Raw genomic sequence first — 24,156 nt, 5'->3', positions numbered from 1 at the left:
TTGGACATTAGCTTGCGGTTCCCGCCACCGATAAGGTCTGCGCATGAACGAGCGACCCCTTGAGGCGGAGATCGGCGTCATCGGCGGATCCGGGCTGTACGCGCTTCTCGACGGCGCGACGGAGCGCGAGGTGTCCACGCCGTACGGTGCTCCCTCGGACCGGATCACCCTCGCCGAGGTGGGCGGGCGGCGGGTGGCTTTCCTGCCGCGGCACGGCCGCGACCATCGTTTCCCGCCGCACCGGATCCCCTACCGGGCCAACCTGTGGGCGTTGCGCTCCCTGGGCGTACGCCAGATCATCGCGCCCTGCGCGGTCGGTGGCCTGCGGCCTGAGCTGGGGCCTGGCACGTTCGTCGTGCCGGACCAGCTGATCGACCGGACGAGCGGCCGCGAGCAGACGTTCTACGACACCGGCGCGGTGCACGTGTCGTTCGCGGACCCGTACTGCCCGGACGGGCGGCGGGCGGTGCTGGCGGCCGGTGAGCCGGTGGGCCCGGTGGACGGCGGCACGATGGTGGTGGTCGAAGGGCCGCGGTTCTCGACGCGGGCGGAGTCGCGCTGGTTCACGTCGATCGGCGGGACAATCGTCAACATGACGGGTCACCCGGAAGCGGTACTCGCCCGCGAGCTGGCCCTCTGCTACACGGCCATCGCGCTCGTGACGGACCTGGACGCGGGCGTCGAGGGCGACCACGGGGTGACCCACGAAGAGGTGTTCAAGGTCTTCGCGGACAACACGGCGAGGCTCCGCGAGGTGCTGCTGGACGCGGTGACCAGGCTGCCCCGGGAGCGCTCCTGCCCGTGCAGGAGCGCCCTCGACGGCATCAAGCTCCCGCTGGAGCTTCCCTAACTGCGGGCGGTCGGCCCGAGCAGGTCCTCGTAGCCCACGGCCCGGTAGAACTCGCGCCGGATCCGGTCGCCGACGCGGAAGACCTCCTCGGCGCCGTCCTGGGCCGGGTCGATGTACACCCGGAACGGCCGCCTGCCCCTCGGCAGGTCGACCACGCGGACGATCTGCCGGGCGACCTCGGCCGGGTCGGCGTCCGGTGGGGTCAGCGCCGCCTGCCGCTTCAGCAGGTCGTCCATGACGCCGGCGTAGAGCTCGTCGTATTCGCGGACGACGGCGGTGTCCTCGGGGTGCCCGGCGTGCGCGTAGTGGTTCGTACCGGTGGTGAACGAGCCCGGCACGATGATCGAGGTGTCGATGCCGAAGCGGGCCACCTCGGCGGCGATGCTCACGGCCAGCGAGTCCTCGGCGGCCTTCGCCGCGAAATACGGCCCGAGGTACGGCGGGGTGCCGCCGCGGGCGCTGCTCGAGCCCACCCAGACCAGCAGCCCGTCCCGCTGCCGGCGCAGGTGCGGCAACGCCGCCCGGTTCACGCGCTGGGTGGAGAGTACGTTGGTGTCGTAGATGCTCGCGATCTGCTCGACGGTGAACGCCTCGACGGGACCGAGCGTCATGTGCCCGGCGTTGTGCACCACGACGTCGAGGCGTCCCGCCTCGGAGACGATCCGGTCGACGGCCGCGTCTACCGAGGCCTGGTCGGCCACGTCCATCTCCAGAGCCTTCATTCGTACGCCCTCAGCACCCGCCTGTTCCTCCAGGTCGGCCGCGGCCTGAGCGTTGCGGCCGGCGATGTCCCGGATGCCGGCGTACACGGTGTGCCCGGCCCCGGCCAGCGCGCGGGCGGTCATGGCGCCGAACCCGCTGGACGCCCCGGTGACGACAACGATCTTGCTCATGGGTCTTCCCCTCTCAGATGACGCCGCCGTTGGCGTAGATGGTCTGCCCGTTGACCCAGCGCGCCGGGCCGGCGAGGAACGCGACGGTCTCCGCGATGTCCCCGGGGGTGCCGAGCCGTTCCAGCGGGGCGAGCCCGGCCAGGTGGTCGACGGTCTGCTGGTCCTTGCCGTCGAGGAACAGCGGCGTGGCGGTGGGCCCGGGAGCGACGGCGTTGACCGTGATGTCCCGGCCGCGCAGCTCCTTGGCGAGGATGGGGGTCAGCGCGTCCACGGCGGCCTTGGTGGCGGCGTACGCGGTGTACGCCGGCAACGCGAGCTTGACCACGCTCGACGAGAAGTTGATGAGCGCCCCGCCGCTCCGCAACCGCTTCGCCGCCTCCCGGCTGACCACGAACGTGCCGCGGATGTTGGTGCGGTGCATCCGGTCCAGGTCGGCGAGGTCCAGCTCGGCGAGCGGGGACAGCAGCATGATCCCCGCGGTGTTGACGACCACGTCGACGCCGCCGAACTGTTCCTCCGTACCGTCGAAAAGCGCCTGCACCTGGTCGGGCTCGGCGACGTCGGCCCGGGCGGCGGTGGCGGAGCCGCCCCGCCCGGCGATCGCCTTGACCACCTCGTCGGCGCGGTCGGCGTTGCCCGCGTAGTGCACGACGACGCTCATGCCGTCGGCCGCGAGCCGTTCCGCGACGGCGCGCCCGATCCCCCCGGATCCACCGGTGACGACCGCGACGCGCGGTGTTGGGCTGGTCATGCGTACCTCCTTGGATGTGATGCCTCCAAGGTGCCCGCGGACCGGGCCGGCGGAGCTCCCGTCGTTGCGGGATCCGCGCCGGGTATTGCGAAGATCAGCGCCGGAAGAGGTGCGGCGGCACGCCGTACTCGGCCCGGAACGCCCGCGCGAACTGCCCGCTGCTGCGATACCCGCACAGCAGGGCGATCCGCGCCACGGGATCGGCCGTACGCCGCAACATCCCGGCGGCCACCTCCAGCCGCAACCGCCGCAGATACCGGTACGGCGTAACCCCCGTCGCCGCGGCGAAGGCGCGCAGGAAGTGGAACTTGCTGACCCGGGCCACCCCGGCCAGCGCATCGAGGCTGACGTCGTCACCGAGGTGGGCCCGCATGTACTCGACGACCCGCCCCACCTCCCGATCGCTGAGGGCTGCCGGCGCCGGCTGCCGTACGGGCTTCCCGAACCGGTGCGCGAGGTGAACGGTCAGCCCCTGAGCCACCGAGTCGGCGTACAGGGCGGGCGCCTGGACGCTCAGCGCCTCCGACAACACCCGCGCCGACGCCACCACGTACGCGTCATGCAGCGTGAGCGCGTCGGGGAAGGCCGCCCCACCCGCAGCGCCGGGATCGAGGTGGAGGTGCAGTGACTCCATCGGCTCGGACGACGCCGCACGCCACCGCAGCACGCTGGCGTTGCCGGGAGCGGTGATCCCGACCGACCCGGGCCGGTACGAGGCGGCCCGCCACGAGACCCCGCGCCGGCTCTCGATCCGGTAGCGCCCGCTGGTCACGAGAACGAGCAGCAGCTTGTCGGACCGCGTGAGGAAGGGCTCGGTCTCGGCCGGGTCGGCGTACCGGGCGGCGCGGACGTGCCGCCAGCCCAGCGAGTCGCTCGCCGCCAGCAGCCGTGAGGGCAGTCGCCCGGGAACGTCCACCCCGCCAGCATGACCCACTCCGCACGGAAAGTGCGGCGGCCGACACCACCCTGCGTCACATAGAGCGAAGGCGCTGCTCCGATTCTATCCCGTTTCCGGCTTGGTGGCCCGATTTATACGACCTATACCGGCGAACCGGACCAACCGTATAGCCATATCGATTACGGAGCGCTTCCCCGCCGGACATTTCACTACTTACTGTGATGGCGTCCCGGTTCGAAGGTCCCGTCACCCGGACGTACGCACCCCCCTCCGCCCCGAGGAAGGCCCCCATGAACCCCTCGAAGAAGCGCATCGGCATCGCCGCCCTCTCGGTGTCGGCGCTGGTCCTCGGATCCGCCGCGGCAGCAGCCGCAGCCGGCACCTTCGACGCGACGCCGTCGAACACCATCTACGCCTGCGCCAACAAGAAGACCGGCGCGGTACGCGTCATCGACTACACCGCCGGCCGCCGCTGCACGTCGGCCGAAACCCTCATCACCTGGAACCGAGTGGGCCCCCAGGGCCAGACCGGAGCGACGGGCCCCCGAGGCCTCCAGGGCGTACCCGGCATCCAGGGCCTCCCCGGCGCCACCGGCGCACGGGGCGCGACCGGCGCGACTGGCGCGACCGGCGCGACTGGCGCGACCGGCGCGACCGGCGCGACCGGGGCCACTGGCGCAACCGGGGCGACTGGGGCCACTGGCGCAACCGGGGCGACCGGCGCCACCGGCGCCACCGGCATGGATGGCCTTTCCGCCTTCGAGCTGTGGCTGCAGAACGGCAACAGCGGCACGGTCGGTGACTTCCTGGCATCGCTGGTGGGCGAACGCGGGGCGGACGGCCTCTCGGCCTACCAGCTCTGGCTGGCCAACGGCCACGCCGGCACGGTCGACGACTTCCTGGCGTCCCTCGTCGGAGCCCAGGGCGAAACCGGTGCCACGGGCGCACAGGGCTTCGACGGCAAGTCCGCATACGAACTCTGGAGCCAGTCCCACACCGGCACCCTCGACGACTTCCTCCTGTCCCTGGTAGGCGCCACCGGCGCCCAGGGTGACAAGGGCGCAACCGGCGCAACCGGCGCCCAGGGCGCGAGGGGCGAGACCGGGGCCACCGGCGCCCAGGGCGAGAAGGGCGACACCGGCGCGACCGGCGCCACCGGGGCGACCGGGGCGACCGGAGCGACCGGGGTCCAGGGCGAGAAGGGCGACACCGGCGCAACCGGCGCGTCGGCCTTCGAGGTGTGGCGCTCCCTCGACGGCAACGCCGACGGCACCGTGACCGAGTTCCTGGCCGGCCTCGTCGGCGCGCAGGGTGCCGTGGGCCCGCAGGGTCCGATGGGCCCGCAAGGCCAGCAGGGTCTGCCCGGCGACAAGGGCGACACGGGAGCCCAGGGCGAGAAGGGCGCCACCGGCGCCCAGGGTGAGACCGGCCCGATGGGCCCGCAGGGCAACCCCGGCGCGATGGGCCCGCAGGGTGAGACCGGCGCCACCGGTCCCCAGGGCGAAATCGGCCCGATGGGCCCCCAGGGCGAGACCGGCCCCCTGGGTCCGCAGGGCGAGAAGGGCGACACCGGCGCCGCGGGCCCGCAAGGCGACAAGGGTGACACCGGCCCGAAGGGCGACACCGGCCCGAAGGGCGACACTGGCGCGAAGGGTGACACCGGCCCGGCCGGTCCGAAGGGCGACAACGGCTCCAAGGGCGACAACGGCACCGATGGCGTCAGTGGCTGGCAGCTCGTGACGGCCTCGGCCGGCAACAGCTCCTCCACGGCCACCTGCCCGAGCGGCAAGAAGGTGATCGGCGGCGGCGTGAACAGCTCCAACAGCGCCACGATCGGCGCCAGCTACCCCTCGTCGCCGTCCGCTTGGACCGTCACCAACCGCGCCGGTTCGGGTTCCGTGACCGCGTACGCCATCTGCGCCACGGTCAGCTGACCCTCCGAACACGACTGGCGATGCGGTACCGGCTCACTAGCCGGTACCGCATCGCCTGTTGCTACGCCGACGGGCAGACCGTTCCGGCGGCCGGCAGCGCACCGGTCATCAGGTACCGGTCCAGCAGGCCGGTCGCGCAGGCGTTGGTCCCGTACGCGACATGCCCGGTACCCCGTACGGTCAAAAGCCGCCCCGCCATCAGCGACCGCGCCGCCGAGACCGCCCATTCGTAAGGCGTGGCGGTGTCATGGGTGGTACCGACGACCAGGATGGGCGACGATCCGCGGGCGGTGATCCGGTGCGGGTGGTAGGCCGTCGGGACCGGCCACTCGGTGCACACGACGCTGCCGGCCATCATCCGGCCGAAGAGCGGGTACCGGGTAGCGGCCCGCCGCGCCTCCGCCATGATCTGCGCCGGGGCGCGGTGATCGGGCAGGTCGAGGCAGTTCACCGCGTGGGTGGCCACCTCGCTGCCGTCCGCTCCCCCGCCGGGCTGATACTCACCGGCACGGAGCTCGCCGAGCAGCTCGTCGAGCGACGGCCAGGTGGCGGGCTGGCGCAGGATGTTCGGCAGCAGACCGTTCAGCTCGGCATCCTGCCGCAACAGCGGCGCGAGCCACGCGCGCGCCTGGTTCACGGTCATGTCGCTCAGTGGGCAGCCGGCACGGCTCGAGCAGCTCGCCTGGTAGTCCGTGAACGCCTGCTCGGCGGCGCGTGCCTGCCCGGCGACGAAGTCCGCCTCGTCGCTGGTGGGATCCACCACCGAATCAAGGACCATGCGCCCGACGCGGCCCGTGAACAGGTCGGCGTAGAAAAGGCCGATGCGGCTCCCGTAAGAGAAGCCGGCGTAGTTCAGCTTCGGCTCGCCCAGCAGCTCCCGCAGGCGGTCCAGGTCCCGCGCGTCGGTGAGCGTGTCGACGTGGTCGAACAGCGGCCCCGATTGCGCGCGGCAATCCCGGGCCCAGCGCGCCGTCACGTGCTCGTACCGCACCCGCTCAGCGACCGAGTCCGGGACCCCGAGCCGGGCGAACTCGGCGTCGGCCGCGGGTGGACAGCTCAGCGGTGCCGAGTCGCCGACCCCGCGCGGATCCCAGGAGACGATGTCGTACGACTCGCGCACCTCGGCCCCGAACTTGCGGGCCATGGCGGGCAGCGACCGTACGCCGGACTTCCCCGGCCCGCCGGGGTTGGCGAACACGGCGCCCATCCGCTTTCCCGTGGCCGGCAACCGCGCGACCTTGAGAGCGACGGTGGGCCCGCCGGGCTGCCGCCAGTCCATCGGCACAGCCACAGACGCGCATTCGAGCGGCGCGCCGCCGTCCGGGCACGGCTCCCACCACAAGCTGTCGGATTGCGCGTACGCGATGCCGGTGACCGCCGCAAGTGAGACGGCGACCGCGGCCACCGCGATCAGCTTTCCTTGACGGATCATGATGCTCCTGCCGCTGGCGAAGAAGGGACCGCACCAGCATCGGGAACCGGCAACCGCGGATAAATCCGGCGAGCCACCCTGTCCAAGGTCATGCCAGCCCTACCTCGGGGCAGCGCCGTCAGCGTCCAACAGGTCGGTCGCTTCCTCGACAATGGCCAGGAATCTCTCCGGCGGGAGGCGGGCGGCGAAGACCTCGCCCAGGTCCTCCGGGACGGGGTGGTCATCGCGCCCGAACTCGAAGAGGACCACCAGGTCTTCGTCCAGGTAGGCGTAGATCGACACGTTGTCGACGATCTCGGTCCACCGCGCCTCGGGGCTTCGGGGCCCTCGGCCCCCGGCGCAGACATGACGAGGGGCCGCGGTCCGCGCTTTCCGTGGACACACGGCCCTGCCGCTCGTGGTGCTCTAGTCGAACCCGGAGGATTGGATACGACAGCTGCGAGCCCGCTCGCCGAACAACGCTCTACCTGGGACCCAGGTCGGAACAGGTTCAGCCTGCGACGGGCTTCGCCGCGGCGACTGCCTCACGTACGACCTGCGCGCTCGCCGGCGTGCCGGGAAGCTCGCCGAAAGCACCGTAGGGAGTCACGTACACCGGAGTGTCTCTCTGGGTGCGCCAGTTCTCGGCGAGCGGGCCGACGTCCACGGTGTCGAAGCCGAGGCTGTCGAGGAGGTCGGAGACCGCCTTCTTGGCCGCAGCGTCGTCCCCCGCGATCGGCAGCGCGGACCGGTCCGCGCTGCCCGCCGGTCGCGCCAGGGACTGCAGGTGCCCGAACCAGATGTTATTGAATCCCTTCACCACGTGGGCTTCCGGGAGATGTTCCTGCAGCAGCTCACCGGTGGTGCTGGAGCCGTCCTCCAGCTCGGCGAAGACGCCGTCGCGCTCCGGGTAGTAGTTATTGGTGTCGATGACAACCTTGCCCGCGAGGGGAGCCACCGGAACCTCCCGGTACGCCCGCAGCGGCACGGTCACCACCACGACGTCGCCGGACGCGGCCGCCTCCGCAGCGGTTGCGGCGCGCGCCTTCGGCCCCAGCTCGGACACCAGGTCCTGCAGGCTCTCGGGGCCCCGCGAATTGCTCAGCACCACGTCATGACCGGCGGCGACCGCCAGCCTCGCCACCGTGCTGCCGATGTTGCCACTGCCGATGAGTCCGATCGTCGTCATGCCAGCGAGAACTTCTGCACTCCCCGGCCGATTCCGATCGACAGCACACCGTGACCGGCGGCACACCACCTCAGGGCGAGCGCGACCGACGCACGCAGCGCAACCACCGCACCGCGGGGCGTCCGGGGGCTCGGCCCCGGAGCGGAATACGGAACGGCCCCCGGTTCGCGCAGTCCGCGAACAAGGGGCCGTCAGCCGTGGAGGTGCCGGGAATCGAACCCGGGTCCTTCGTTGCTTCGTCAGGGCTTCTCCGAGCGCAGCTCACTGTGCCTCTACTCGGCCCCACCAATCACGTGAGCGAGTTGGTGTGACGGGCCCAGTCGCTGATTGATCTCGCCGTGCGGTCCCCGCGACCGGGACCGGTTGGCCAACCTCCTAGCTGATGCCGGAGATCTGAGCCGGAGGTGTGCTCAGTCCGACAGACTTGCTACTTACCTCAGGCGGCAAGAGCGAAGTCAGCGCGGGAGTTATCCTTGGCGCTTATTGGTTTCCGACGACCGATTCTCGAGACGACGTCGGCTTCCTCGGCTCGCTTCCCCTGTCTCCACGTACGAAGTCGAAACCAGTCACCCCCTCGTAGGGCTGCCGCGTGTGCGCCAGCCGTACAAGACTAACGCGTCCGCGCCGGGAGTTCATTCCGGTATCAGCCGCCGGTGCACGGCGTGCCGCCGATCGAGCAGGAAGCAGGGCGGGCGGTGCCGCGGGTCTGCTTGGTGGCCTGGAAGCCGAAGCTCGCGCTCGCGCCTGGGGCGAGCGGGCCGCCGGTGAAGGTCCAGGTGTCGCCGCCGCCGCTGACCTGGGCGTTCCAGGCGTTGGTGACGCGGACGCCGGCGCGGGAGGGGTAGCTGATCGTCACGCGCCAGGTGCCGGCCGCTCGGCCCGTGTTGGTGATCTGGACGCCGGCGATCAGGCCGCGGTCCCAGGAGGCGCCGGTCTGGTAGCGAGCCGTGAACGACGCAGCCACCGGCGGGGGCGTGGTGGTGCGTACGGGCGCCGGCTTGGTGGTGACCCTGGCGGACGGCTTGGCGGACGTACGGGACGGGCTCGGCGTCGGGCTTGCTGAGGGCGTACGCGAAGGGGAAGGGCTCGCCGATGCCGAAGGCGAGGTGGGGGTCGTGGCCGGCAGCACCGCTCCGGCCTCGACCACCGGGGTCGACGGGGGCACGACCAGCACCGGCGCCTTCTGCTCCTGGCTGGGGCCGGCAGCCCGGACGGCCACCCAGGCGACCAGGATCACGAGCAGGGTCGCGGCCGCCGCGATGAAGGAGTAGCGGGGCAGGCCGAGTTGTCCTGTGGAGTGCTTGCCGGGCAACGGCGGGTCCTTCGCGCGAGACAGCAGGGGGCCCGGCGAGGCTACAGGTCAGTCCATGCCTTTGCTGCGGCGGCCCATCGCCCGCTGGATTTCCTTGCTGGCGTCGCGGGCGGCGAGGTCCTGGCGCTTGTCGTACGCCTTCTTGCCCTTGGCCAGCCCGATCTCGACCTTGGCGTACCCGTTGTGGAAGTAGACCTGCAGTGGCACCAGGGTGACGCCGTCGTCGCGCAGCTTGCCCATCAGCTTGTGGATCTCCTCGCGGCGGAGGAGGAGCTTGCGGACCCGGCGCGGCTCGTGGTTGGTCCACGTGCCCTGGGTGTACTCGGGGATGTGCATGCCGTGCAGGAAGATCTCGCCGTGGTTCTCGTGGCCGAACGCGTCGACCAGCGAGGCCCGCCCGGCGCGCAGCGACTTGACCTCGGTGCCGGTCAGCTGCATGCCCGCCTCGTAGGTGTCGAGGATGGCGTAGTCGTGCCGCGCCTTACGGTTCGAGGCCACCACTTTGCGCCCCTGTTCGCGCGGCATCTGCACTCCTCCCGGGAAAAAGACCATCCTACCGCCGGGGTCAGCAGAGGCAGCCGGGGAGATAGTTCAGCGGATTCTTCGGTACGCCGTCGAAGCGCGTCTCGAAATGCAGGTGGAATCCGGTGGAGGCACCCGTCGAGCCCACCTTGCCGATGACCTCGCCACGGCGGACGTACTCGCCCTCGTGGACCAGGATCTTGGACTGGTGGCCGTAGCAGGTGGAGAAGCTGCGGCCCTGTTTGCGGCCGTGGGCGATGCAGGTGTAGTTGCCGTACCCGCCGCCCCAGCCGGCCCGGATGACCCGGCCGCTCGCCGCCGCGTGGATCGGGGTGCCGCCGGGAGCCGCGATGTCCGTGCCGGCGTGCAACTGCCACACGTGGTAGTACGGGTCGTAGCGGGAGCCGAAGTTGCTCGTCTTCCAGCCGTGCACCGGCATCAGCAGCGTGCCGCCGGCGTAGCTGCTGCCCCCGCCGTTCTTCTGCGCCCAGCCGCGCAGCGCGTCCTGGATGCGGGCCTCCTCGGCCTTCGCCTGTTCGTACTTGGCCAGCACGGCGGCGCGCTGGGACCGGGCGAGGTGCAGGGCCGCCTTGCGGCTCTGGGCGAGCTGGATCACCGCCGCGCGGGCCCGCTGGGCTGCCGCCTGGGCGTCGCGGGCCGCCTTCAGCTTGTCCGCCGCCTCGCGCTCGGCGTTCTCGGCCGCCCGTTTCGCGACGCCGGCCCGGTCCTGTTCGACGCGGGCCTGGCGGCGGGCCACCATGAGCTCGTCGACGTCCTCCTGCTGCGAGCGCATCACCTGTTGGATGAGGCCGAGGCGGTCCATGGCGTCCTGCGGGCCGCGGGCGCCGACGAGCACGTTGACCGTGGCGAAGTTGCCGCCCTTGTACGAGGCGGCCGCGATGTCGTTGACCCGGTCGTGCGCCACCTCGACGCGGCCCTGCGCGACCCGGAAGCCGGCGGCCGTCTGCTCGTACGCGGCCCGCGCGGTGTCGGCCTTGCGGCGGGCGGTGGCGGCCTGGACGGATGCGGCGGCGACGACACCGCGGGTCGTGGCGATCTTGTGCTGGGCCGCGGGCAGCGCCGCGGTCGCGGCCTCCAGGCGCCGGGCGGCGTTGCGGGCCGTCACGGTGGCGTCCTCGAGGATCGCCTCGGCCCGGTCCACCGCCCGGCTCGCCTTCTTGGCGTCGGCGGCACTGGGGTCGGCGTAGGCGGATCCGGGGGCGGCGAGCGCCAGGCCGGCGGCGCAGAGCACGCTCAGGCCAGCGGCGAGCGCGGTACGGAACCGGCGATGTCGACGGCGATAGGACTCCACGAAGAGTCACCGTACCCTGACGTACCGTCACTAATCGCCGAAACCGCCCGAAACGGCCATCGCCGCGCCTTCCCGTACGGGAGGGCGCGGCGATGGGTGAAACGGCTTGTTCAGACCTTCAGGTAGAACCGCAGGGTGATCCACGCGGTGATCGCGCTGACCCCGGCGCCGACCCCCGCGAGCAACGGCAGCATCAACCAGACGTTGCCGTCGGGGATGGGCGTGAGCACGTTCGTCAGCGCCTGCAGGCGGCCGTCGAGCAGCACCACCTTGCTGACGAAGATGAACACGAAGCCCAGGATCGCGCCGATCAGACCGGCGACCACCGCCTCGAGCACGAATGGCGCCTGGATGAACCAGTTGGACGCGCCGACGAGCTTCATGACCGCGACCTCGCGGCGCTTGCTGTACGCGGCCACCTGGATGGTGTTGCCGACGAGCATCAACGCCGCCAGGGCCATGAAGGCCGCCACCACCAAGGCCATCACCTGGATCGCGTTGAAGATCTTGAAGACCTTCTCGAGCAGCTCGCGCTGGTCCACGATGTCCTGGATGCCCTGCTGGGCCTTGATCTGGTCGGCGAAGGCCTGGTACTGCTCCGGGTTCTTGAGCTTGACCCGGAACGACTCCGGCAGGCTGTCCGGCCCGACCGACTTCACGAAGTCCGGCGAGTCCGCCCAGAGCACCTGGAACTTCTTCCAGGCGTCCTCGCGGCTCTCGTAGGTCTTCTGCTGCACCAACGGGCTCTGGTCGATCGCCTGGTTGATCGCGCTGCGCTGAGCGTCGGTAACGTCCTCACGCAGGAAGATCGAGACCTCGATCTCCCCGTAGTAGTAGTTCTTCATCTGGTCGACCTGCATGTACATCAGCACGCTGGCGCCGAGCATGGTGAGCGACACCGACATGGTGATGATCATGGCGATGGTCATCGTGACATTGCGCCACAGGCCGACCAGCACCTCGTTGAGGACGTACTTGAAACGCATCGGGGGTTCCTTCCGGGACTCCGCGTTCGTAGATCAGGACTGCAAGATGAGCGGGCGCGGCCCGGTTCAGCCGTACACGCCGCGGGCCTGGTCGCGGACGATGCGCCCGCTCTCGATCTCGATGACCCGCCGGCGCATCTGGTTGACGATGTTGGAGTCGTGGGTGACCATCACGACCGTCGTGCCGGTCCGGTTGATCCGGTCGAGCAGGCGCATGATCTCGATGGAGGTGTCCGGGTCGAGGTTGCCCGTGGGCTCGTCGGCCAGGAGGATCAGCGGCCGGTTCACGAAGGCCCGGGCCACCGCGACGCGCTGCTGCTCACCGCCGGAGAGCTCGTGCGGGTAGCGGTGCTCCTTGCCGCCGAGGCCGACGAGCTCGAGCACCTCGGGCACGACCCGGCGGGCGACCGCCTTGGTCTTGCCGATGACCTCGAGCGCGAAGGCCACGTTCTCGTACGCGGTGCGGTTGGGCAGCAGGCGGAAGTCCTGGAACACACAGCCGATCGAGCGGCGGAAGTGCGGGATCTTCCACGAGCGCATCGTGGTGACGTCCTTGGAGTTCACCACCACCTTGCCGCGCGAGGGGGACACCTCGTGCAGCAGGAGCTTGATGATCGTCGACTTGCCGGAACCGGAGGGGCCGATGAAGAAGACGAACTCACCCTTCTCGATACCGACGCTGACATCGTCCAACGACGGCCGAGACGCCTTCGGATACGTCTTCGTCACGTTCTCGAGCTGAATCACGGGTGGAGAGTCTACGCGGTGTAACGAAAACGCCAAGCCCGGCGGTCGCCATCTTTTGCACACGGAGCGCAACGGCCGGGGTATTTCTACACGGGCGGTGAGCGCCGCCTGACTCTTCGTTCAGGCGGCGTGTCGCCGGGACCGGCCCGTCAGCCGGCCGCCATCTGGGTCTGCTTGCGCCAGCGGATGCCCGCCTCGATGAACTCGTCGATCTCGCCGTCGAAGATCGACGACGGATTGCCCGTCTCCTGCTCAGTGCGCAGGTCCTTGACCATCTGGTACGGGTGCAGGACGTACGAGCGCATCTGGTCGCCCCACGATCCGGTGGTGTCCTGCTTGAGCCCGGCCATCTTCGCCTCCTCCTCCTGGCGCTTGCGCTCGAGCAGCCGGGCCTGGAGGACGCGCATCGCGGAGGCCTTGTTCTGAAGCTGAGATTTCTCGTTCTGACACGTCACGACGATGCCCGTCGGAATGTGCGTGAGGCGCACCGCGGAGTCCGTGGTGTTAACGCTCTGTCCACCAGGACCCGACGAACGGTAGACGTCCACGCGGATCTCGTTCTCGGGGATGTCGATGTGGTCAGTCTGCTCGACGACCGGCATCACCTCGACGCCGGCGAAGCTCGTCTGGCGCCGCCCCTGGTTGTCGAACGGGCTGATCCGGACCAGGCGGTGGGTGCCGGACTCGACGCTCAGCGTGCCGAACGCGTACGGCACCTTGACGGCGAACGTGGCCGACTTGAGGCCGGCCTCCTCCGCGTACGAGGTCTCGTACACCTCGGTGGGGTAGCCGTGCCGCTCCGCCCAGCGCAGGTACATCCGGAGCAGCATCTCGGCGAAGTCGGCGGCGTCCACGCCACCGGCGCCGGCGCGGATGGCCACGACCGCCTCGCGGGAGTCGTACTCGCCGGACAGGAGGGTGCGGACCTCCATCTCCTCGATGGCCTTGTGGAGCTTCACCAGCTCCTCGCCCACCTCGGTGACGGAACCGGCGTCCCCCTCGTCCTGCGCCATCTCCAGCAGCAGGGCGGCGTCGTCGAGACGCTGCCGCAGCCTCTCCATCTTCGAGATCTCGCCGGAGACGTACGACAGCCGGGAGTTGACGTCCTGAGCGCGCGCCTGGTCGTCCCACAGGTCGGGCGCGGAGGCCTGCTCCTCGAGCTCCGCCCGGCTCCGGCGCAGCTTGTCGAGGTCGAGCACATTCTCGATGTTGCGCAGGGTGGCGTCGAGGGCCTTGAGCTGGTCAGGAAAGTCGGCTGCACTCACGACGGTCAAGAATACGCCGCCCGGCCCGCGCGCAGGCCGGGCGGCCCATGATGCGTCGTTACTCCGCCGGTGCGGTCTTGAGCCAGCTCAGGGCCGCCTTGTGGTACGCGACCGCGAACTCGAGGGCGGCGGCGCCGTACTGGTCGCCCGCCTTCTTCGCCTCCTTGGCCTGCTCGCGGGCCATGGCGAGCGCCTCGGCATGGAACTCGTTGGCACCGGTGTAGAGATTCTTGAGCTGGCCGCCGGCGTGCTGCTGACCGAAGGCCACGCGCAGCGCCACCGGATTACGGATGGCGTCGCGACCGGGCGACTCGGTGAGCCATCGGCTGAAGGCACGCTTGCCGGCGGCGGTGATGGCATAGGGCTGACTGGACCGTGGTCCCGGCTTTCCGAGGCGGACATATCCCATCTCGGCGAGAACGGGCAATTCGCGGTAGACCTGGCTCCGCGTCATCGACCAGTAAGGCCCGAGACGGCGTTCTGCGGCCGCCATGAGCTGTCCGCCGGTCATCGGCCCATCGTGGAGCAGGCCGAGCAGAGCGGCAGCCGTAGGGTTGATCTGAGAGTCGGGCATGCCTTCTAAGCTGCCACTTTGTGGCTCCGGCGTCCAGGATTTCGCCCGATCCGTCCAATTTGCGTCTCCACAAACGACTGTCCCGCACAGACAGTCCGACCACGAGGGTCGCGACCGGGCGTTTCGCCTTTGAGGACGGGTCTCGCGCGCTAAAATGGAGCGCGAAAACGGTCAGACGGCGCTCGAAGTCCGGAAGTCTCATAAACGGCGCGGATCGCCGCCCCTTCTTCGCGGAAAAGATTCGAAAGAAAAGACGACGACCCGCGAACCGGACAATCAGCCCATGTGGGGATACTGCCAGGACGTCGGCGGCTCGAACGTCTCCTTGATCGTCCGCGGCGAGACCCACCGCAGCAGGTTCAGCACCGAACCGGCCTTGTCGTTCGTGCCACTGCCGCGCGCGCCGCCGAAGGGCTGCTGGCCCACCACCGCGCCTGTCGGCTTGTCGTTGATGTAGAAGTTGCCGGCCGCGTTGCGCAGGGCGGTCGCCGCCCAGTCCACGACCGAGCGGTCGGTGGCGAAGATCGAGCCCGTGAGCGCGTACGGCGAGACGGCCTCAGCCTGAGCCACCGCGCCCTCGAAGTCGCCGTCCTCGTAGACGTGGACGCCGAGGATCGGCCCGAAGTACTCGGTCGTGAAGATCTCGTGGGCCGGGTCGCTCGACTCCACCAGCGTCGGCGCCACGAACCAGCCCTCGGCGTCGTCCGCCGTACCGCCGGCCAGCACCGTGCACGCCGCGCTGTTCTTGATCCGGTCCAGCGCCGCCGCGTGCTTCGCGAACGCGCGGCCGTCGATCACCGCGCCGCCGAAGACCGACAGGTCCGTGACGTCGCCGTAGTGGATGGACGCGACCGTCGCCGCGAGCCGGTCGCGCAGGCCGCCCTCCCAGATGCCGCGCGGCACGTACGCCCGCGAGGCCGCCGAACACTTCTGGCCCTGATATTCGTACGCGCCGCGGACCAGCGCCGTGTGCAGCGCGTCCACGTCCGCGCTGGGGTGCGCGAAGACGAAGTCCTTGCCGCCGGTCTCCCCCACCAGCCGCGGGTACGACCGGTAGCGGTCGATGTTCGAGCCGACCTCGCGCCACAGGTGCCGGAACGTGGCCGTGGAACCGGTGAAGTGGATGCCGGCGAGGTCGGGGTCGGCGAGCACCACGTCGGAGACCGCGAGCCCGTCACCGGTGACCATGTTGATGACGCCGGGCGGCAGACCGGCCGCCTCGAACAGCCGCATCGTGAAGTGCGCCGAAAGCTGCTGCGTCGGCGACGGCTTCCAGACCACCGTGTTGCCCATCAACGCGGGCGCCGAGGGCAGGTTCCCGGCGATCGCGGTGAAGTTGAACGGGGTGATCGCGTACACGAAGCCCTCGAGCGGGCGGTGGTCGAACCGGTTCCAGATGCCGGGGCTGGACTGGGGCTGCTCGGCCAGGAGCCGCTCGCCGAAGCCCACGTTGAAGCGCAGGAAGTCGATCAGCTCGCAGGCCGCGTCGATCTCCGCCTGGTACGCCGACTTCGACTGGCCCAGCACCGTGGCGGCGTTGAGCGTGTCGCGCCACCCGCCGGCCAGCATCTCCGCGGCCCGCAGGAACACGGCGGCCCGCTCGCTGTACGGCAGCGCCCGCCAGGCCGGCGCCGCGCGCTTGGCGGCTGCAACAGCGGCCGCTGCGTCCTCGTGGGTGGAGTTGCCGGTGACGCCCAGCACGTGGTGCCGTTTGTGCGGCTGCACGACGTCGATCCGCTCGCCGCCGGCCATCCGCTGCACGCCGTCGATCGTGTTGGTCAGCTCCAGCCGCTCGGCGGCCAGGGACTCCACGCGCGCCTGCAGCGAGGCCCGTTCGGGGCTGCCGGGCGCATAGGCGCGTACGGGTTCGTTCCGTGGCACCGGCACGGAAAGCTGGGCGTCCATCACGTACTCCTCGACCTCGTGGGTTCGGCTTGTGCGACATCGTGTGTCGGGTCCATCCTCGCATGCGTCCGAGGGCCTCCCGGGGCTTCGAAAACCGTCGGCGGGCCCGCGTACGCTGAGGCCCATGAGTGAGGCGGACAGCGAGGTCATGGCGGCCGGAACGGCTCAGCAGGGGCCGGAACGGGCGACCTCCCGCGGGCTCGTCCTGGCGCTCGTGGGAGTCCTCTGGGCCGCCGCGATGCTGTGGTCGGCCCGGGCCACGATCACCGGCCGCGCCGACGCCGAGATGGAGGTCACCTCCACGGCGTACGCGCTGCCCGGCGCGGTCTCCGCCAGCCTTGTCGCGGGCGCGGCGGTCGCCCTCGCCGTCATGGCGTTCCTCACCCGCGGCGGGCGCGATCCCGGCGCGACGGTCCGCTTCCTCATCGCGACCGGCACGGGCCTGGTGGTCGGCCTGCTCGGCGCGGTCGCGATCATCACGATCAACACCGAGGGCTGGATCTACGCGGTCGTCGGCGGCACGATCGCGGCGGCGGCGACGATCGGCGGCGCGCTGGCCGGCTTCCGCTACCCGCGCGTGATGACCGCCGTCTGCTGGGGCGCGGCCGCGGTGTTCCTGGTCGGTGTGCTGCTCACCTTCCTGCAGGACGACCTGCTGCCGGTCTTCGGCGCCGGCGAGAGCTCCGCGTCGCAGGCCGACGCGGCCGGCTACTTCGGCTTCGCCCAGGGCGCGCTCGGCGGTGTGGCGGCCGGGCTCGTCGGCTATCGCGTCCTGCGCCGCGCCCGCCGGCGCAGCGGCACGGACCTGCGGTGGCCGCTCTACGCCCTGGCGGGCGCCGGACCGGGGCTGCTGCTGGTGGCGGGCGAGATTCTGACGCGTACGGCGGGGTCGCGCGTGCTCGAGCTCGCCGGGCGGGTCAGCGCGCTGGAGCTGACCGTGCAGCAGATGCTCAGCGGATCCCGGCTCAACAACGGGCTGATCGTGCTGTTCGTGGGCGCGTTCACGGCCATGGTGGCTGTCGGTCGGACGCTGGGCACCCCGGCCGGCGACGCCCCCGCGCCGGCCGCCGACTCCCCCGCGCCGGCTGAGCCCCCGGCTCCGCCTGCGATGCCGGCTGATCCCGACGAGATCGAGAAGGCGGCGCGGGAGGACGACCCCGCCGTGGCGACCTCGGCGAAGGACGACTGAGCGGGCCGGATCAGGTCAGGTCGTCGAGCTCGCTGACCGCGTACCACTCGAGCTCGTGGTCTTCGGCCCCGTCGACGGTGAACTGGGCGTCCGGGTCACCGGCCAGCGCCTCCTCCACCACGTCCGCGGCGGCCGCGACCCCCTCGGCGGCGTCGGCGCCGTCCACGTGGATCGACGCGACCTCCTTCAGGGAGACCGGCTGCGGCAGCCGCACCGTGCTCGACCCGAGCTCGACGTCCTCGCGGACCAGCGCGTTCGCCGCCACGTCCGCGGAGACCACCACCCGCCGCCGCGGGGCCGCGGGGTCGTGGCGCAACAACTGCAGGGCGGCCTGGGCGGCCCGGGTGAAGGCCACGTACTCCAGTTCTTCCTCGTCGCCCTCGGCGTACCACTCCCGCAGGGCGGGCGTGACCGCGTGCGCGACCACCGGGCCGTCGCCCAGGTGCCCGGACGACTTGAGCGCCGTCAGCATCGGCACGGTGGCGGGCACGTACACCCGAACCAGATCGGTGATCGGCACTCTCAATCCCCCCGGCGACTCGACGTCCCTGTAGTACACCGCCGCGCACGCTACCGGAAGGCAATTCCGCGAGTCGTTTCCCTCCTCGGTTCAGCAGCCGCAGGCTTCGCCTGTGGGAGCGACCAGCGGGTCCGGTGGCAAAGTCACGTCGCCGTCCGCCGTACGCAACGGGAAGCCCTCCCGGATCCAGTACTCGACACCGCCCAGCATCTCCCTGACCTCATAGCCGAGCCGCGCGAACGCCAGGGCGGCCCGGGTCGCTCCGTTGCAGCCCGGCCCCCAGCAGTACGTGACGACCGGCAGCCGACGGTCGAGCAGCTCGGCGGCGCGCGACGGGATGTCGGCGGTCGGCAGGTGCACGGCGCTGGGAATGTGCCCCTGCTCCCAGGCCTGCCGGGACCGCGAGTCGACCAGGACGAAGGCGCCGGGCTCGGCAGCGCGGACGTCGGCGACGTCGGTCTGAGTGGCGAGCCGTTCGGCGAAGATTTCCTCGGGGGTACGCATGCCCAAGACGCTATGAACGATCAAGCGGCGGGGCCACGGGACAACCGCGGACGATCGCTGTTGCCGCCGTGGAATCACCGGTAGTTTGCCGGGGTGACCGTTGACAGCACCCTGGACCGTACGGATTGGCGGCTTCTCGCGGAGCTGCAGCACAACGGCCGTGCCAGTTACGCCGACCTCGCCCGCGCCGTGGCGATGTCGCCGAGCGCGGTCGCGGAGCGGGTGCGCCGGCTGGAGGAGACGGGCGTGATCGCCGGATACCGGGCGCAGGTCGACCCGGAGGCCGTCGGCCTGACCGTGATGGCCTTCGTCCGGCTGCGCTACCCCACCGGCAACTACAAGCCGTTCCACGCGCTGCTCGACAGCACGCCGGAGATCATCGAGGCGCACCACGTGACGGGCGAGGACTGCTTCGTGCTCAAGGTGCTGTGCCGGTCGATGCGCCACCTCGAAGAGGTCACCGGACGCATCTCCGGGCTGGGCTCGGTGACGACCAGCGTGGTCTACTCCAGCCCGCTGCCGGGGCGGGCCGTCTCGCCCAGTGGTCCACAGGCACAGGCCGGTGAAACCATCACGAAGCAAACGATGGCAAACTGAGGCGGTCTGCATCAGGAACGCGCGAGCGGAGGAGCCGTGGAGGCCAGGTTCATGCTGCTGTCGGACGTGGCGGCCGAGCTGAACGTGTCCGACTCGCAGGTCTACCACATGGTCCGCAGCGGAGAGCTGCCCGCGATCAAGATCGGCGGGCGGGGGCAATGGCGCGTCGAACGCGCCAAGCTCGAGGAATACATCCAGCACAAGTACGCCGAGACCGCGTCCTGGGTGCGGGAGAACCCGCTGACCGATCCCTCCTGAGCCCCGGGTTATCCACAGGATCCGAACCTGGCATTGACGGTCCCACGCCCCCTCGGAACACTCCTTGTCGTAGGCAAACGAAGGCAAACGCAAGGATCGAGGTGCGGTGTGTCGACGGCGCAGATGACTCGGCAGGACGTGAACCCCGCTATCAGGCTCCGGCGAGCGCCCCACAGCGAACCGCCGTACGACGACGAGCGCGATCCGGACGCCTGGACGTCGCCGCATCAGCTCGCCTTCGACCTGGCCCGGCTCGTGCCCGTGACGCGCCGGCCGCCTGGCCGGAGCGGGTCGGCGGGGCCTCCCGCTCCCGCCCGGCCGGCCGGTCCGGCTGAGGGCGGCGCTCGATCAGCCGGCTCGGGTGGCGGGGCGGCCGGTGCCGCCGCCGGGGCCGCCGGCTCGGCCGGTGTCGCCGCCGGCGGGGCTGGTTCAGTTGGCAGCGCTGCCGGGGCGGTCGGCTCGGCCGGTGGCGCCGCACGACCGGCTGGGGGCACCGCCCGGCCGGCGGTTCCGGCCAGAGGCGTCGCGTCCGGCGTCTCACCGGATGCGCGCCTCGCCGTCCGCAGGTTCGTCAGCTCGTGCGTCGAGGTGTTGAACGGCTACCGCCCGGCGGCGCACCTCCGCAGACTCGCCCAGCCCCGCGAGGCGGCGGCCGTGGTGGCCCAAGGCGTCACGGCCGCCCACCGCGTGGCCGAGGCGCGACGCGGCACCGGACGGCCCTCCCGTTCCCACCGCCCCGCTCCCGCGGCCGTGGTCAAGGTGAGCCTGTGCGAGCCGCGGGCGGGGGCGGTGGAGGCAGCGGCGGTGCTGGTCATCGGCGACCGGTCCTGGGCGCTGGCGCTACGCCTCGAGCTTCACGACGACGCATGGCTGGCCACGGTGCTGCGCCTGATCTGACCGGCCCACGCCGAATTCGACCCGAGCCGATCGGGGCGGCCACCACGCCGGGCACCCGGGGCGTCCGCTGAGCAGTACAGGCGGCGGCCGTCCTGGGCCTCACCACTTGCAGGGTCGGAGGCTTCGGCGCGACCGCGAGGGCCAGTTCGATGCTTGGGAAGAGCCGGAGCGGCCGTCGGGGCGCCGCGCGCGGGCCGCACGGCCGCGAGCAGCAGGGCAGGGCCGCGAGCAGCAGCGCAGAGCCGCGAGCAGCAGCGCAGAGCCGCGAGCAGCAGCGCAGAGCCGCGAGCAGCAGCGCAGAGCCGCGAGCAGCAGCGCAGAGCCGCGAGCGGTGGTCGGGCCGCGCGCGGCGCAGCTGGCGGCGCAGCGGCGGGCCGCGCCCGAGGAATCAGCTGGCAGCGAGGTCAAACGGCCGGCTCGGCCGGCAGCGCAGCGGCGGGCACGGGCCGCGGCACAGCGGCGGACTCAGCCCGCGGCACAGCGGCGGGCACGGGCCGCGGCACAGCGGCGGACTCAGCCGGCGGCACAGCGACCAGCTGGACCCACAACAGGCTCAGCCCGCGGCTCAGCTGCGGGCGCGACCGACGGCAGGCTCCGGCTCGACCCCCGAGCGCAGCGACAGGATCGACCGGGGACGCAGCGGTGGGCTTCAGCTGAAGCGGCTCGCTGCCCGTGGGCGCGGAACGGCCCGGCCCTCGCGAACCGTTCTCGCGGGGGCCGGGCCGGTTGTTCAGCGGTCGGGTCAGACTGCGCCCGGGGCGCCGTGGCAGCGCTTGTACTTCTTGCCTGAGCCGCAGTAGCAGGGGGCGTTGCGGGACGGGCCGTTGCTGGCTTCCGCCTGGCCGGAGGTGCGGGGGCCGGTGGTGCGGTGGGCTCCGGTGTGGGCCGGGCTGGCCGGGACGACCGGGGCCGCGCCGATGCCCAGGGCCGGGGCCTGCTGCTCCGGGTGCTGGATCTGCGGGGCGCCCGCGCCGGCTTCGCCGTCGATGGTGGGGGCCGTGTACTGCAGGGCCTGGGGGCGGCGGTTGCCACCGAGGCCCTTGGCGCGGACCTCGACGTGCTGCTCGGGCCCGTCGGAGGTGGGCAGCGGTACGGCCTGGGACGGGTCGACCGTGACCGTGGGGGCCTCCTCGACCTGAACCTCCAGGTTGAACAGGAAGCCGACCGCCTCCTCCTTGATGCCCTCCATCATCTGGTTGAACATGTCGAAGCCCTCGCGCTGGTACTCGACCACCGGGTCGCGCTGGGCGTACGCCCGCAGGCTGATGCCTTCCTGCAGGTAGTCCATCTCGTAGAGGTGCTCGCGCCACTTGCGGTCGATCACGGCGAGCAGGACCTGGCGCTCCAGCTCGCGGACCGCCTCCTCGCCCAGCTCGTCCTCGCGGGCCTTGTACGCCCGCCGCGCGTCCTCCTTGATCTGCGCGACGAGGAACTCCTGGTCGAGGCTGCTGCGTTCGCCGCCGGCCTCCTCGACGATGTCCTCGATCGTGAGGCTGAGCGGGAACAGGCGCTTGAGGTTGGTCCAGAGCTGCTCGAGGTCCCAGTCCTCCGCGTACCCGTCGGAGGTCGCGGCCGTCACGTAGTCGGCGACCACGTCGTCGATCATGTGCTCGGCCTGGTCGTGCATGTCCTCGCCGTCGAGCACGCGCTTACGCTCGGCGTAGATGACCATGCGCTGCTTGTTGAGGACCTCGTCGTACTTCAGGACGTTCTTGCGGATCTCGGCGTTCTGCGCCTCGATCTGGGTCTGGGCGCTACGGATCTGGCGGGTCACCATCTTCGACTCGATGGGGACGTCCTCCGGGATGTTGAAGCGCTCCATGACCGCCTCGACCGCGCCGGCGCGGAACCGCTTCATGAGGTCGTCCTGCAGCGACAGGTAGAACCGGGACTCACCCGGGTCGCCCTGGCGGCCGGAGCGGCCGCGCAGCTGGTTGTCGATGCGGCGCGAGTCGTGCCGCTCGGTGCCCAGCACGTACAGGCCGCCGGCGGCGATGACCTCGGCCGCCTCCTCCTCGCAGGCTTCCTTCCAGGCCGGCAGGACCTCCTCGAGGGCCTTCGCGTACTCCTCCGGGCTCTCGACCGGGTCCAGCCCGCGCTGGTGCAGCTCGGCGGAGGCGAGGAACTCGGGGTTGCCGCCGAGCAGGATGTCGGTGCCGCGGCCGGCCATGTTGGTGGCGACCGTGACCCCGCCCTTGCGGCCCGCCTGCGCGATGATCTGCGCCTCCTGGGCGTGGAACTTCGCGTTGAGCACGCTGTGCGGGATGCCCCGGCGGCGCAGCAGGGTGGAGAGGATCTCGGAATTCTCGACCGAGACGGTGCCGACGAGCACCGGCTGGCCGGTGGCGTGCCGCTCGGCGATGTCCTCGATGACCGCGTTGAACTTGGCCTTCTCGGTCTTGTAGATGACGTCCGGGTGGTCGATGCGGATCATCGGCCGGTGCGTCGGGATGCTCACGACGCCGACCTTGTAGACCTGATTGAACTCGCCGGCCTCGGTCTGCGCCGTACCGGTCATGCCGCCGAGCTTGTTGTAGAGGCGGAAGTAGTTCTGCAGCGTGATGGTCGCCAGGGTCTGGTTCTCCTGCTTGACCTCCACGCCCTCCTTCGCCTCGATGGCCTGGTGCATGCCCTCGTTGTAGCGGCGGCCGTGCAGGATGCGGCCGGTGAACTCGTCGACGATCAGGACCTCGCCGTTCTCGTCGACGATGTAGTCCTTGTCGCGCTTGTAGAGCTCCTTGGCCTTGATGGCGTTGTTCAGGTAACCCACGAGCGGGGTGTTCACCGACTCGTACAGGTTGTCGATGCCGAGGCGGTCCTCGACCCGGGCGACGCCGCGCTCGGTGATCGCCACCGTGCGCTTGGCCTCGTCGACCTCGTAGTCGCCCTCGCCGTCCTTGCCCTTCTGCAGGCGGCCGACCAGGGCGGCGAACTCGCCGTACCAGCGGGCGGAGTGCTCGCCCGGGCCGGAGATGATCAGCGGGGTGCGGGCCTCGTCGATGAGGATCGAGTCCACCTCGTCGACGATGGCGAAGTTGTGGCCGCGCTGCACGAGCTCGCCCTTCGACCACGCCATGTTGTCGCGCAGGTAGTCGAAGCCGAACTCGTTGTTGGTGCCGTACGTGATGTCGCACTGGTACGCGGCGCGGTGCTCGGCGGCGGGCCGGTTGGGCAGGATCACGCCGACGGTCAGGCCGAGGAAGACGTGCACCCGGCCGACCCACTCGGCGTCGCGCTGGGCCAGGTAGTCGTTCACGGTGATGATGTGCACGCCGTCGCCGCTGAGCGCGTTCAGGTACGCCGGGAAGACGCCGGTGAGCGTCTTGCCCTCACCGGTCTTCATCTCCGGGATGTTCCCGAAGTGCAGCGCCGCACCGCCCATGAGCTGGACGTCGTACGCCCGCTGCCCGAGCACCCGCCGCGCGCCCTCGCGGGCCACCGCGAACGCCTCCACCAGCAGCGAGTCGAGAGATTCGCCGTCGGCGTAGCGCTCCTTGAACTGCTGGGTCTGCTCGCGCAGCTCGTCGTCGGTGAGGTCGGTGTAATCCTCCTCGATCGAGTTGACCGCTTCGGCGATGGCCTTGAGGCGGCGCAGCATGCGGCCCTCGCCGGCACGAAGGACTTTTTCCAAAATCGACACGG

23 protein-coding genes and 1 other RNA gene are annotated in these 24,156 nt (G+C 70.9%); 6 read left to right on the top strand and 18 right to left on the bottom strand.

Annotation, left to right across the window (positions count from 1 at the left end; genetic code table 11):
- Positions 1-43 precede the first annotated feature (43 nt).
- Complete coding sequence (locus tag IT780_RS32700; protein ID WP_199515691.1) at positions 44-850, top strand: S-methyl-5'-thioadenosine phosphorylase; 807 nt, start codon at positions 44-46, stop codon at positions 848-850.
- Here IT780_RS32700 and IT780_RS32695 read toward each other — a convergent pair.
- From IT780_RS32695 to IT780_RS43290, 3 genes are all read right to left on the bottom strand, one after another.
- The gene (locus IT780_RS32695) at positions 847-1,743 is read right to left on the bottom strand and encodes an SDR family oxidoreductase (protein WP_199515690.1); all 897 of its coding nucleotides are present in this window, start codon (positions 1,741-1,743) and stop codon (positions 847-849) included. The genes IT780_RS32700 and IT780_RS32695 overlap by 4 nt on opposite strands.
- A 13-nt stretch (positions 1,744-1,756) precedes the next feature.
- The gene (locus IT780_RS32690; protein WP_199515689.1) at positions 1,757-2,494 is read right to left on the bottom strand and encodes an SDR family oxidoreductase; all 738 of its coding nucleotides are present in this window, start codon (positions 2,492-2,494) and stop codon (positions 1,757-1,759) included.
- Positions 2,495-2,588: 94 nt separating this feature from the next.
- Positions 2,589-3,410 (bottom strand): helix-turn-helix domain-containing protein, encoded by an 822-nt coding sequence (locus tag IT780_RS43290; protein ID WP_199515688.1) that lies wholly within the window; start codon positions 3,408-3,410, stop codon positions 2,589-2,591.
- 272 nt (positions 3,411-3,682) lie between these two features.
- Between IT780_RS43290 and IT780_RS43285 the strand changes: the two genes are divergently transcribed.
- Entirely contained in the window at positions 3,683-5,326 is a 1,644-nt protein-coding gene (locus IT780_RS43285; RefSeq protein ID WP_199515687.1) for a collagen-like domain-containing protein, read from the top strand.
- Between the two features lie 61 nt (positions 5,327-5,387).
- Here IT780_RS43285 and IT780_RS32675 read toward each other — a convergent pair whose 3' ends face one another.
- The 12 genes from IT780_RS32675 to pruA form a co-directional block, all read right to left on the bottom strand.
- Positions 5,388-6,758, bottom strand: coding sequence for an alpha/beta hydrolase (locus tag IT780_RS32675; protein WP_199515686.1), 1,371 nt, complete (start codon positions 6,756-6,758; stop codon positions 5,388-5,390).
- Positions 6,759-6,857: 99 nt separating this feature from the next.
- Entirely contained in the window at positions 6,858-7,040 is a 183-nt protein-coding gene (locus tag IT780_RS32670; protein WP_199515685.1) for a hypothetical protein, read from the bottom strand.
- A 208-nt stretch (positions 7,041-7,248) separates the two neighbouring features.
- The gene (locus tag IT780_RS32665; protein WP_199515684.1) at positions 7,249-7,926 is read right to left on the bottom strand and encodes an NADPH-dependent F420 reductase; all 678 of its coding nucleotides are present in this window, start codon (positions 7,924-7,926) and stop codon (positions 7,249-7,251) included.
- Positions 7,927-8,121: 195 nt separating this feature from the next.
- Positions 8,122-8,500: a transfer-messenger RNA gene (gene ssrA, locus IT780_RS32660) on the bottom strand.
- A 69-nt stretch (positions 8,501-8,569) separates the two neighbouring features.
- Positions 8,570-9,238, bottom strand: a complete 669-nt coding sequence (locus IT780_RS32655) for a cellulose binding domain-containing protein (protein WP_199515683.1) — start codon at positions 9,236-9,238, stop codon at positions 8,570-8,572.
- A gap of 48 nt (positions 9,239-9,286) precedes the next feature.
- Positions 9,287-9,763 carry an SsrA-binding protein SmpB gene (gene smpB / locus IT780_RS32650; RefSeq protein WP_199515682.1) on the bottom strand — a complete coding sequence of 159 codons (477 nt, stop codon included), beginning with the start codon at positions 9,761-9,763 and terminating at the stop codon, positions 9,287-9,289.
- 40 nt (positions 9,764-9,803) lie between these two features.
- Positions 9,804-11,072, bottom strand: coding sequence for a peptidoglycan DD-metalloendopeptidase family protein (locus tag IT780_RS32645; protein ID WP_307831505.1), 1,269 nt, complete (start codon positions 11,070-11,072; stop codon positions 9,804-9,806).
- A 110-nt stretch (positions 11,073-11,182) separates the two neighbouring features.
- On the bottom strand, positions 11,183-12,058 hold the full coding sequence (ftsX, locus tag IT780_RS32640; RefSeq protein ID WP_199515681.1) for a permease-like cell division protein FtsX: 876 nt from the start codon (positions 12,056-12,058) through the stop codon (positions 11,183-11,185).
- A 66-nt stretch (positions 12,059-12,124) separates the two neighbouring features.
- Positions 12,125-12,805 (bottom strand): cell division ATP-binding protein FtsE, encoded by a 681-nt coding sequence (ftsE, locus tag IT780_RS32635; RefSeq protein WP_199515680.1) that lies wholly within the window; start codon positions 12,803-12,805, stop codon positions 12,125-12,127.
- A gap of 149 nt (positions 12,806-12,954) precedes the next feature.
- Entirely contained in the window at positions 12,955-14,070 is a 1,116-nt protein-coding gene (gene prfB, locus IT780_RS32630; RefSeq protein WP_199515679.1) for a peptide chain release factor 2, read from the bottom strand.
- A gap of 58 nt (positions 14,071-14,128) precedes the next feature.
- Positions 14,129-14,644: a PadR family transcriptional regulator gene (locus tag IT780_RS32625; protein ID WP_199515678.1), complete on the bottom strand. Its 516-nt coding sequence runs from the start codon at positions 14,642-14,644 to the stop codon at positions 14,129-14,131.
- A gap of 276 nt (positions 14,645-14,920) precedes the next feature.
- Complete coding sequence (pruA, locus tag IT780_RS32620) at positions 14,921-16,549, bottom strand: L-glutamate gamma-semialdehyde dehydrogenase (RefSeq protein WP_199515677.1); 1,629 nt, start codon at positions 16,547-16,549, stop codon at positions 14,921-14,923.
- Between the two features lie 124 nt (positions 16,550-16,673).
- On the opposite strand from pruA, the gene IT780_RS32615 reads away from it, so the two are divergent.
- On the top strand, positions 16,674-17,738 hold the full coding sequence (locus IT780_RS32615; protein ID WP_233413882.1) for a hypothetical protein: 1,065 nt from the start codon (positions 16,674-16,676) through the stop codon (positions 17,736-17,738).
- Positions 17,739-17,748: 10 nt separating this feature from the next.
- Here the strand turns inward: IT780_RS32615 and IT780_RS32610 are convergent, their stop codons facing one another.
- Positions 17,749-18,252 (bottom strand): DUF6912 family protein, encoded by a 504-nt coding sequence (locus IT780_RS32610; protein ID WP_372443856.1) that lies wholly within the window; start codon positions 18,250-18,252, stop codon positions 17,749-17,751.
- 96 nt (positions 18,253-18,348) lie between these two features.
- Positions 18,349-18,762: a rhodanese-like domain-containing protein gene (locus IT780_RS32605; protein WP_199515676.1), complete on the bottom strand. Its 414-nt coding sequence runs from the start codon at positions 18,760-18,762 to the stop codon at positions 18,349-18,351.
- A 93-nt stretch (positions 18,763-18,855) separates the two neighbouring features.
- Here IT780_RS32605 and IT780_RS32600 point away from each other — a divergent pair, with 93 nt between their 5' ends.
- The 3 genes from IT780_RS32600 to IT780_RS42285 all read left to right on the top strand — a co-directional run bounded on the left by IT780_RS32600 (position 18,856) and on the right by IT780_RS42285 (position 20,514).
- Positions 18,856-19,359: an Lrp/AsnC family transcriptional regulator gene (locus IT780_RS32600; RefSeq protein WP_199515675.1), complete on the top strand. Its 504-nt coding sequence runs from the start codon at positions 18,856-18,858 to the stop codon at positions 19,357-19,359.
- 51 nt (positions 19,360-19,410) lie between these two features.
- On the top strand, positions 19,411-19,617 hold the full coding sequence (locus IT780_RS32595; protein WP_199515752.1) for a helix-turn-helix domain-containing protein: 207 nt from the start codon (positions 19,411-19,413) through the stop codon (positions 19,615-19,617).
- Between the two features lie 123 nt (positions 19,618-19,740).
- Positions 19,741-20,514, top strand: a complete 774-nt coding sequence (locus IT780_RS42285) for an Rv3235 family protein (RefSeq protein WP_233413881.1) — start codon at positions 19,741-19,743, stop codon at positions 20,512-20,514.
- A gap of 742 nt (positions 20,515-21,256) precedes the next feature.
- Here IT780_RS42285 and secA read toward each other — a convergent pair.
- The gene (gene secA / locus IT780_RS32585) at positions 21,257-24,154 is read right to left on the bottom strand and encodes a preprotein translocase subunit SecA (RefSeq protein ID WP_199515673.1); all 2,898 of its coding nucleotides are present in this window, start codon (positions 24,152-24,154) and stop codon (positions 21,257-21,259) included.
- Positions 24,155-24,156: the final 2 nt, after the last annotated feature.

Source organism: Nucisporomicrobium flavum, assembly GCF_016464385.1.
Lineage (GTDB): Bacteria > Actinomycetota > Actinomycetes > Mycobacteriales > Micromonosporaceae > Actinoplanes > Actinoplanes flavus_A.
Note: the sequence above shows the minus strand (reverse complement) of the source record. Positions and strands in the feature narration are given on the sequence as shown.

Coding starts and splice junctions, on each gene's coding strand:
- IT780_RS32700 (WP_199515691.1), top strand. CDS start 44: ATGAACGAGCGACCCCTTGAGGCGGAGATCGGCGTCATCGGCGGATCC.
- IT780_RS32695 (WP_199515690.1), bottom strand. CDS start 1,743: ATGAGCAAGATCGTTGTCGTCACCGGGGCGTCCAGCGGGTTCGGCGCC.
- IT780_RS32690 (WP_199515689.1), bottom strand. CDS start 2,494: ATGACCAGCCCAACACCGCGCGTCGCGGTCGTCACCGGTGGATCCGGG.
- IT780_RS43285 (WP_199515687.1), top strand. CDS start 3,683: ATGAACCCCTCGAAGAAGCGCATCGGCATCGCCGCCCTCTCGGTGTCG.
- IT780_RS32675 (WP_199515686.1), bottom strand. CDS start 6,758: ATGATCCGTCAAGGAAAGCTGATCGCGGTGGCCGCGGTCGCCGTCTCA.
- IT780_RS32665 (WP_199515684.1), bottom strand. CDS start 7,926: ATGACGACGATCGGACTCATCGGCAGTGGCAACATCGGCAGCACGGTG.
- smpB (WP_199515682.1), bottom strand. CDS start 9,763: ATGCCGCGCGAACAGGGGCGCAAAGTGGTGGCCTCGAACCGTAAGGCG.
- ftsX (WP_199515681.1), bottom strand. CDS start 12,058: ATGCGTTTCAAGTACGTCCTCAACGAGGTGCTGGTCGGCCTGTGGCGC.
- IT780_RS32625 (WP_199515678.1), bottom strand. CDS start 14,644: ATGCCCGACTCTCAGATCAACCCTACGGCTGCCGCTCTGCTCGGCCTG.
- pruA (WP_199515677.1), bottom strand. CDS start 16,549: ATGGACGCCCAGCTTTCCGTGCCGGTGCCACGGAACGAACCCGTACGC.
- IT780_RS32615 (WP_233413882.1), top strand. CDS start 16,674: ATGAGTGAGGCGGACAGCGAGGTCATGGCGGCCGGAACGGCTCAGCAG.
- IT780_RS32605 (WP_199515676.1), bottom strand. CDS start 18,762: ATGCGTACCCCCGAGGAAATCTTCGCCGAACGGCTCGCCACTCAGACC.
- IT780_RS32595 (WP_199515752.1), top strand. CDS start 19,411: ATGCTGCTGTCGGACGTGGCGGCCGAGCTGAACGTGTCCGACTCGCAG.
- IT780_RS42285 (WP_233413881.1), top strand. CDS start 19,741: ATGACTCGGCAGGACGTGAACCCCGCTATCAGGCTCCGGCGAGCGCCC.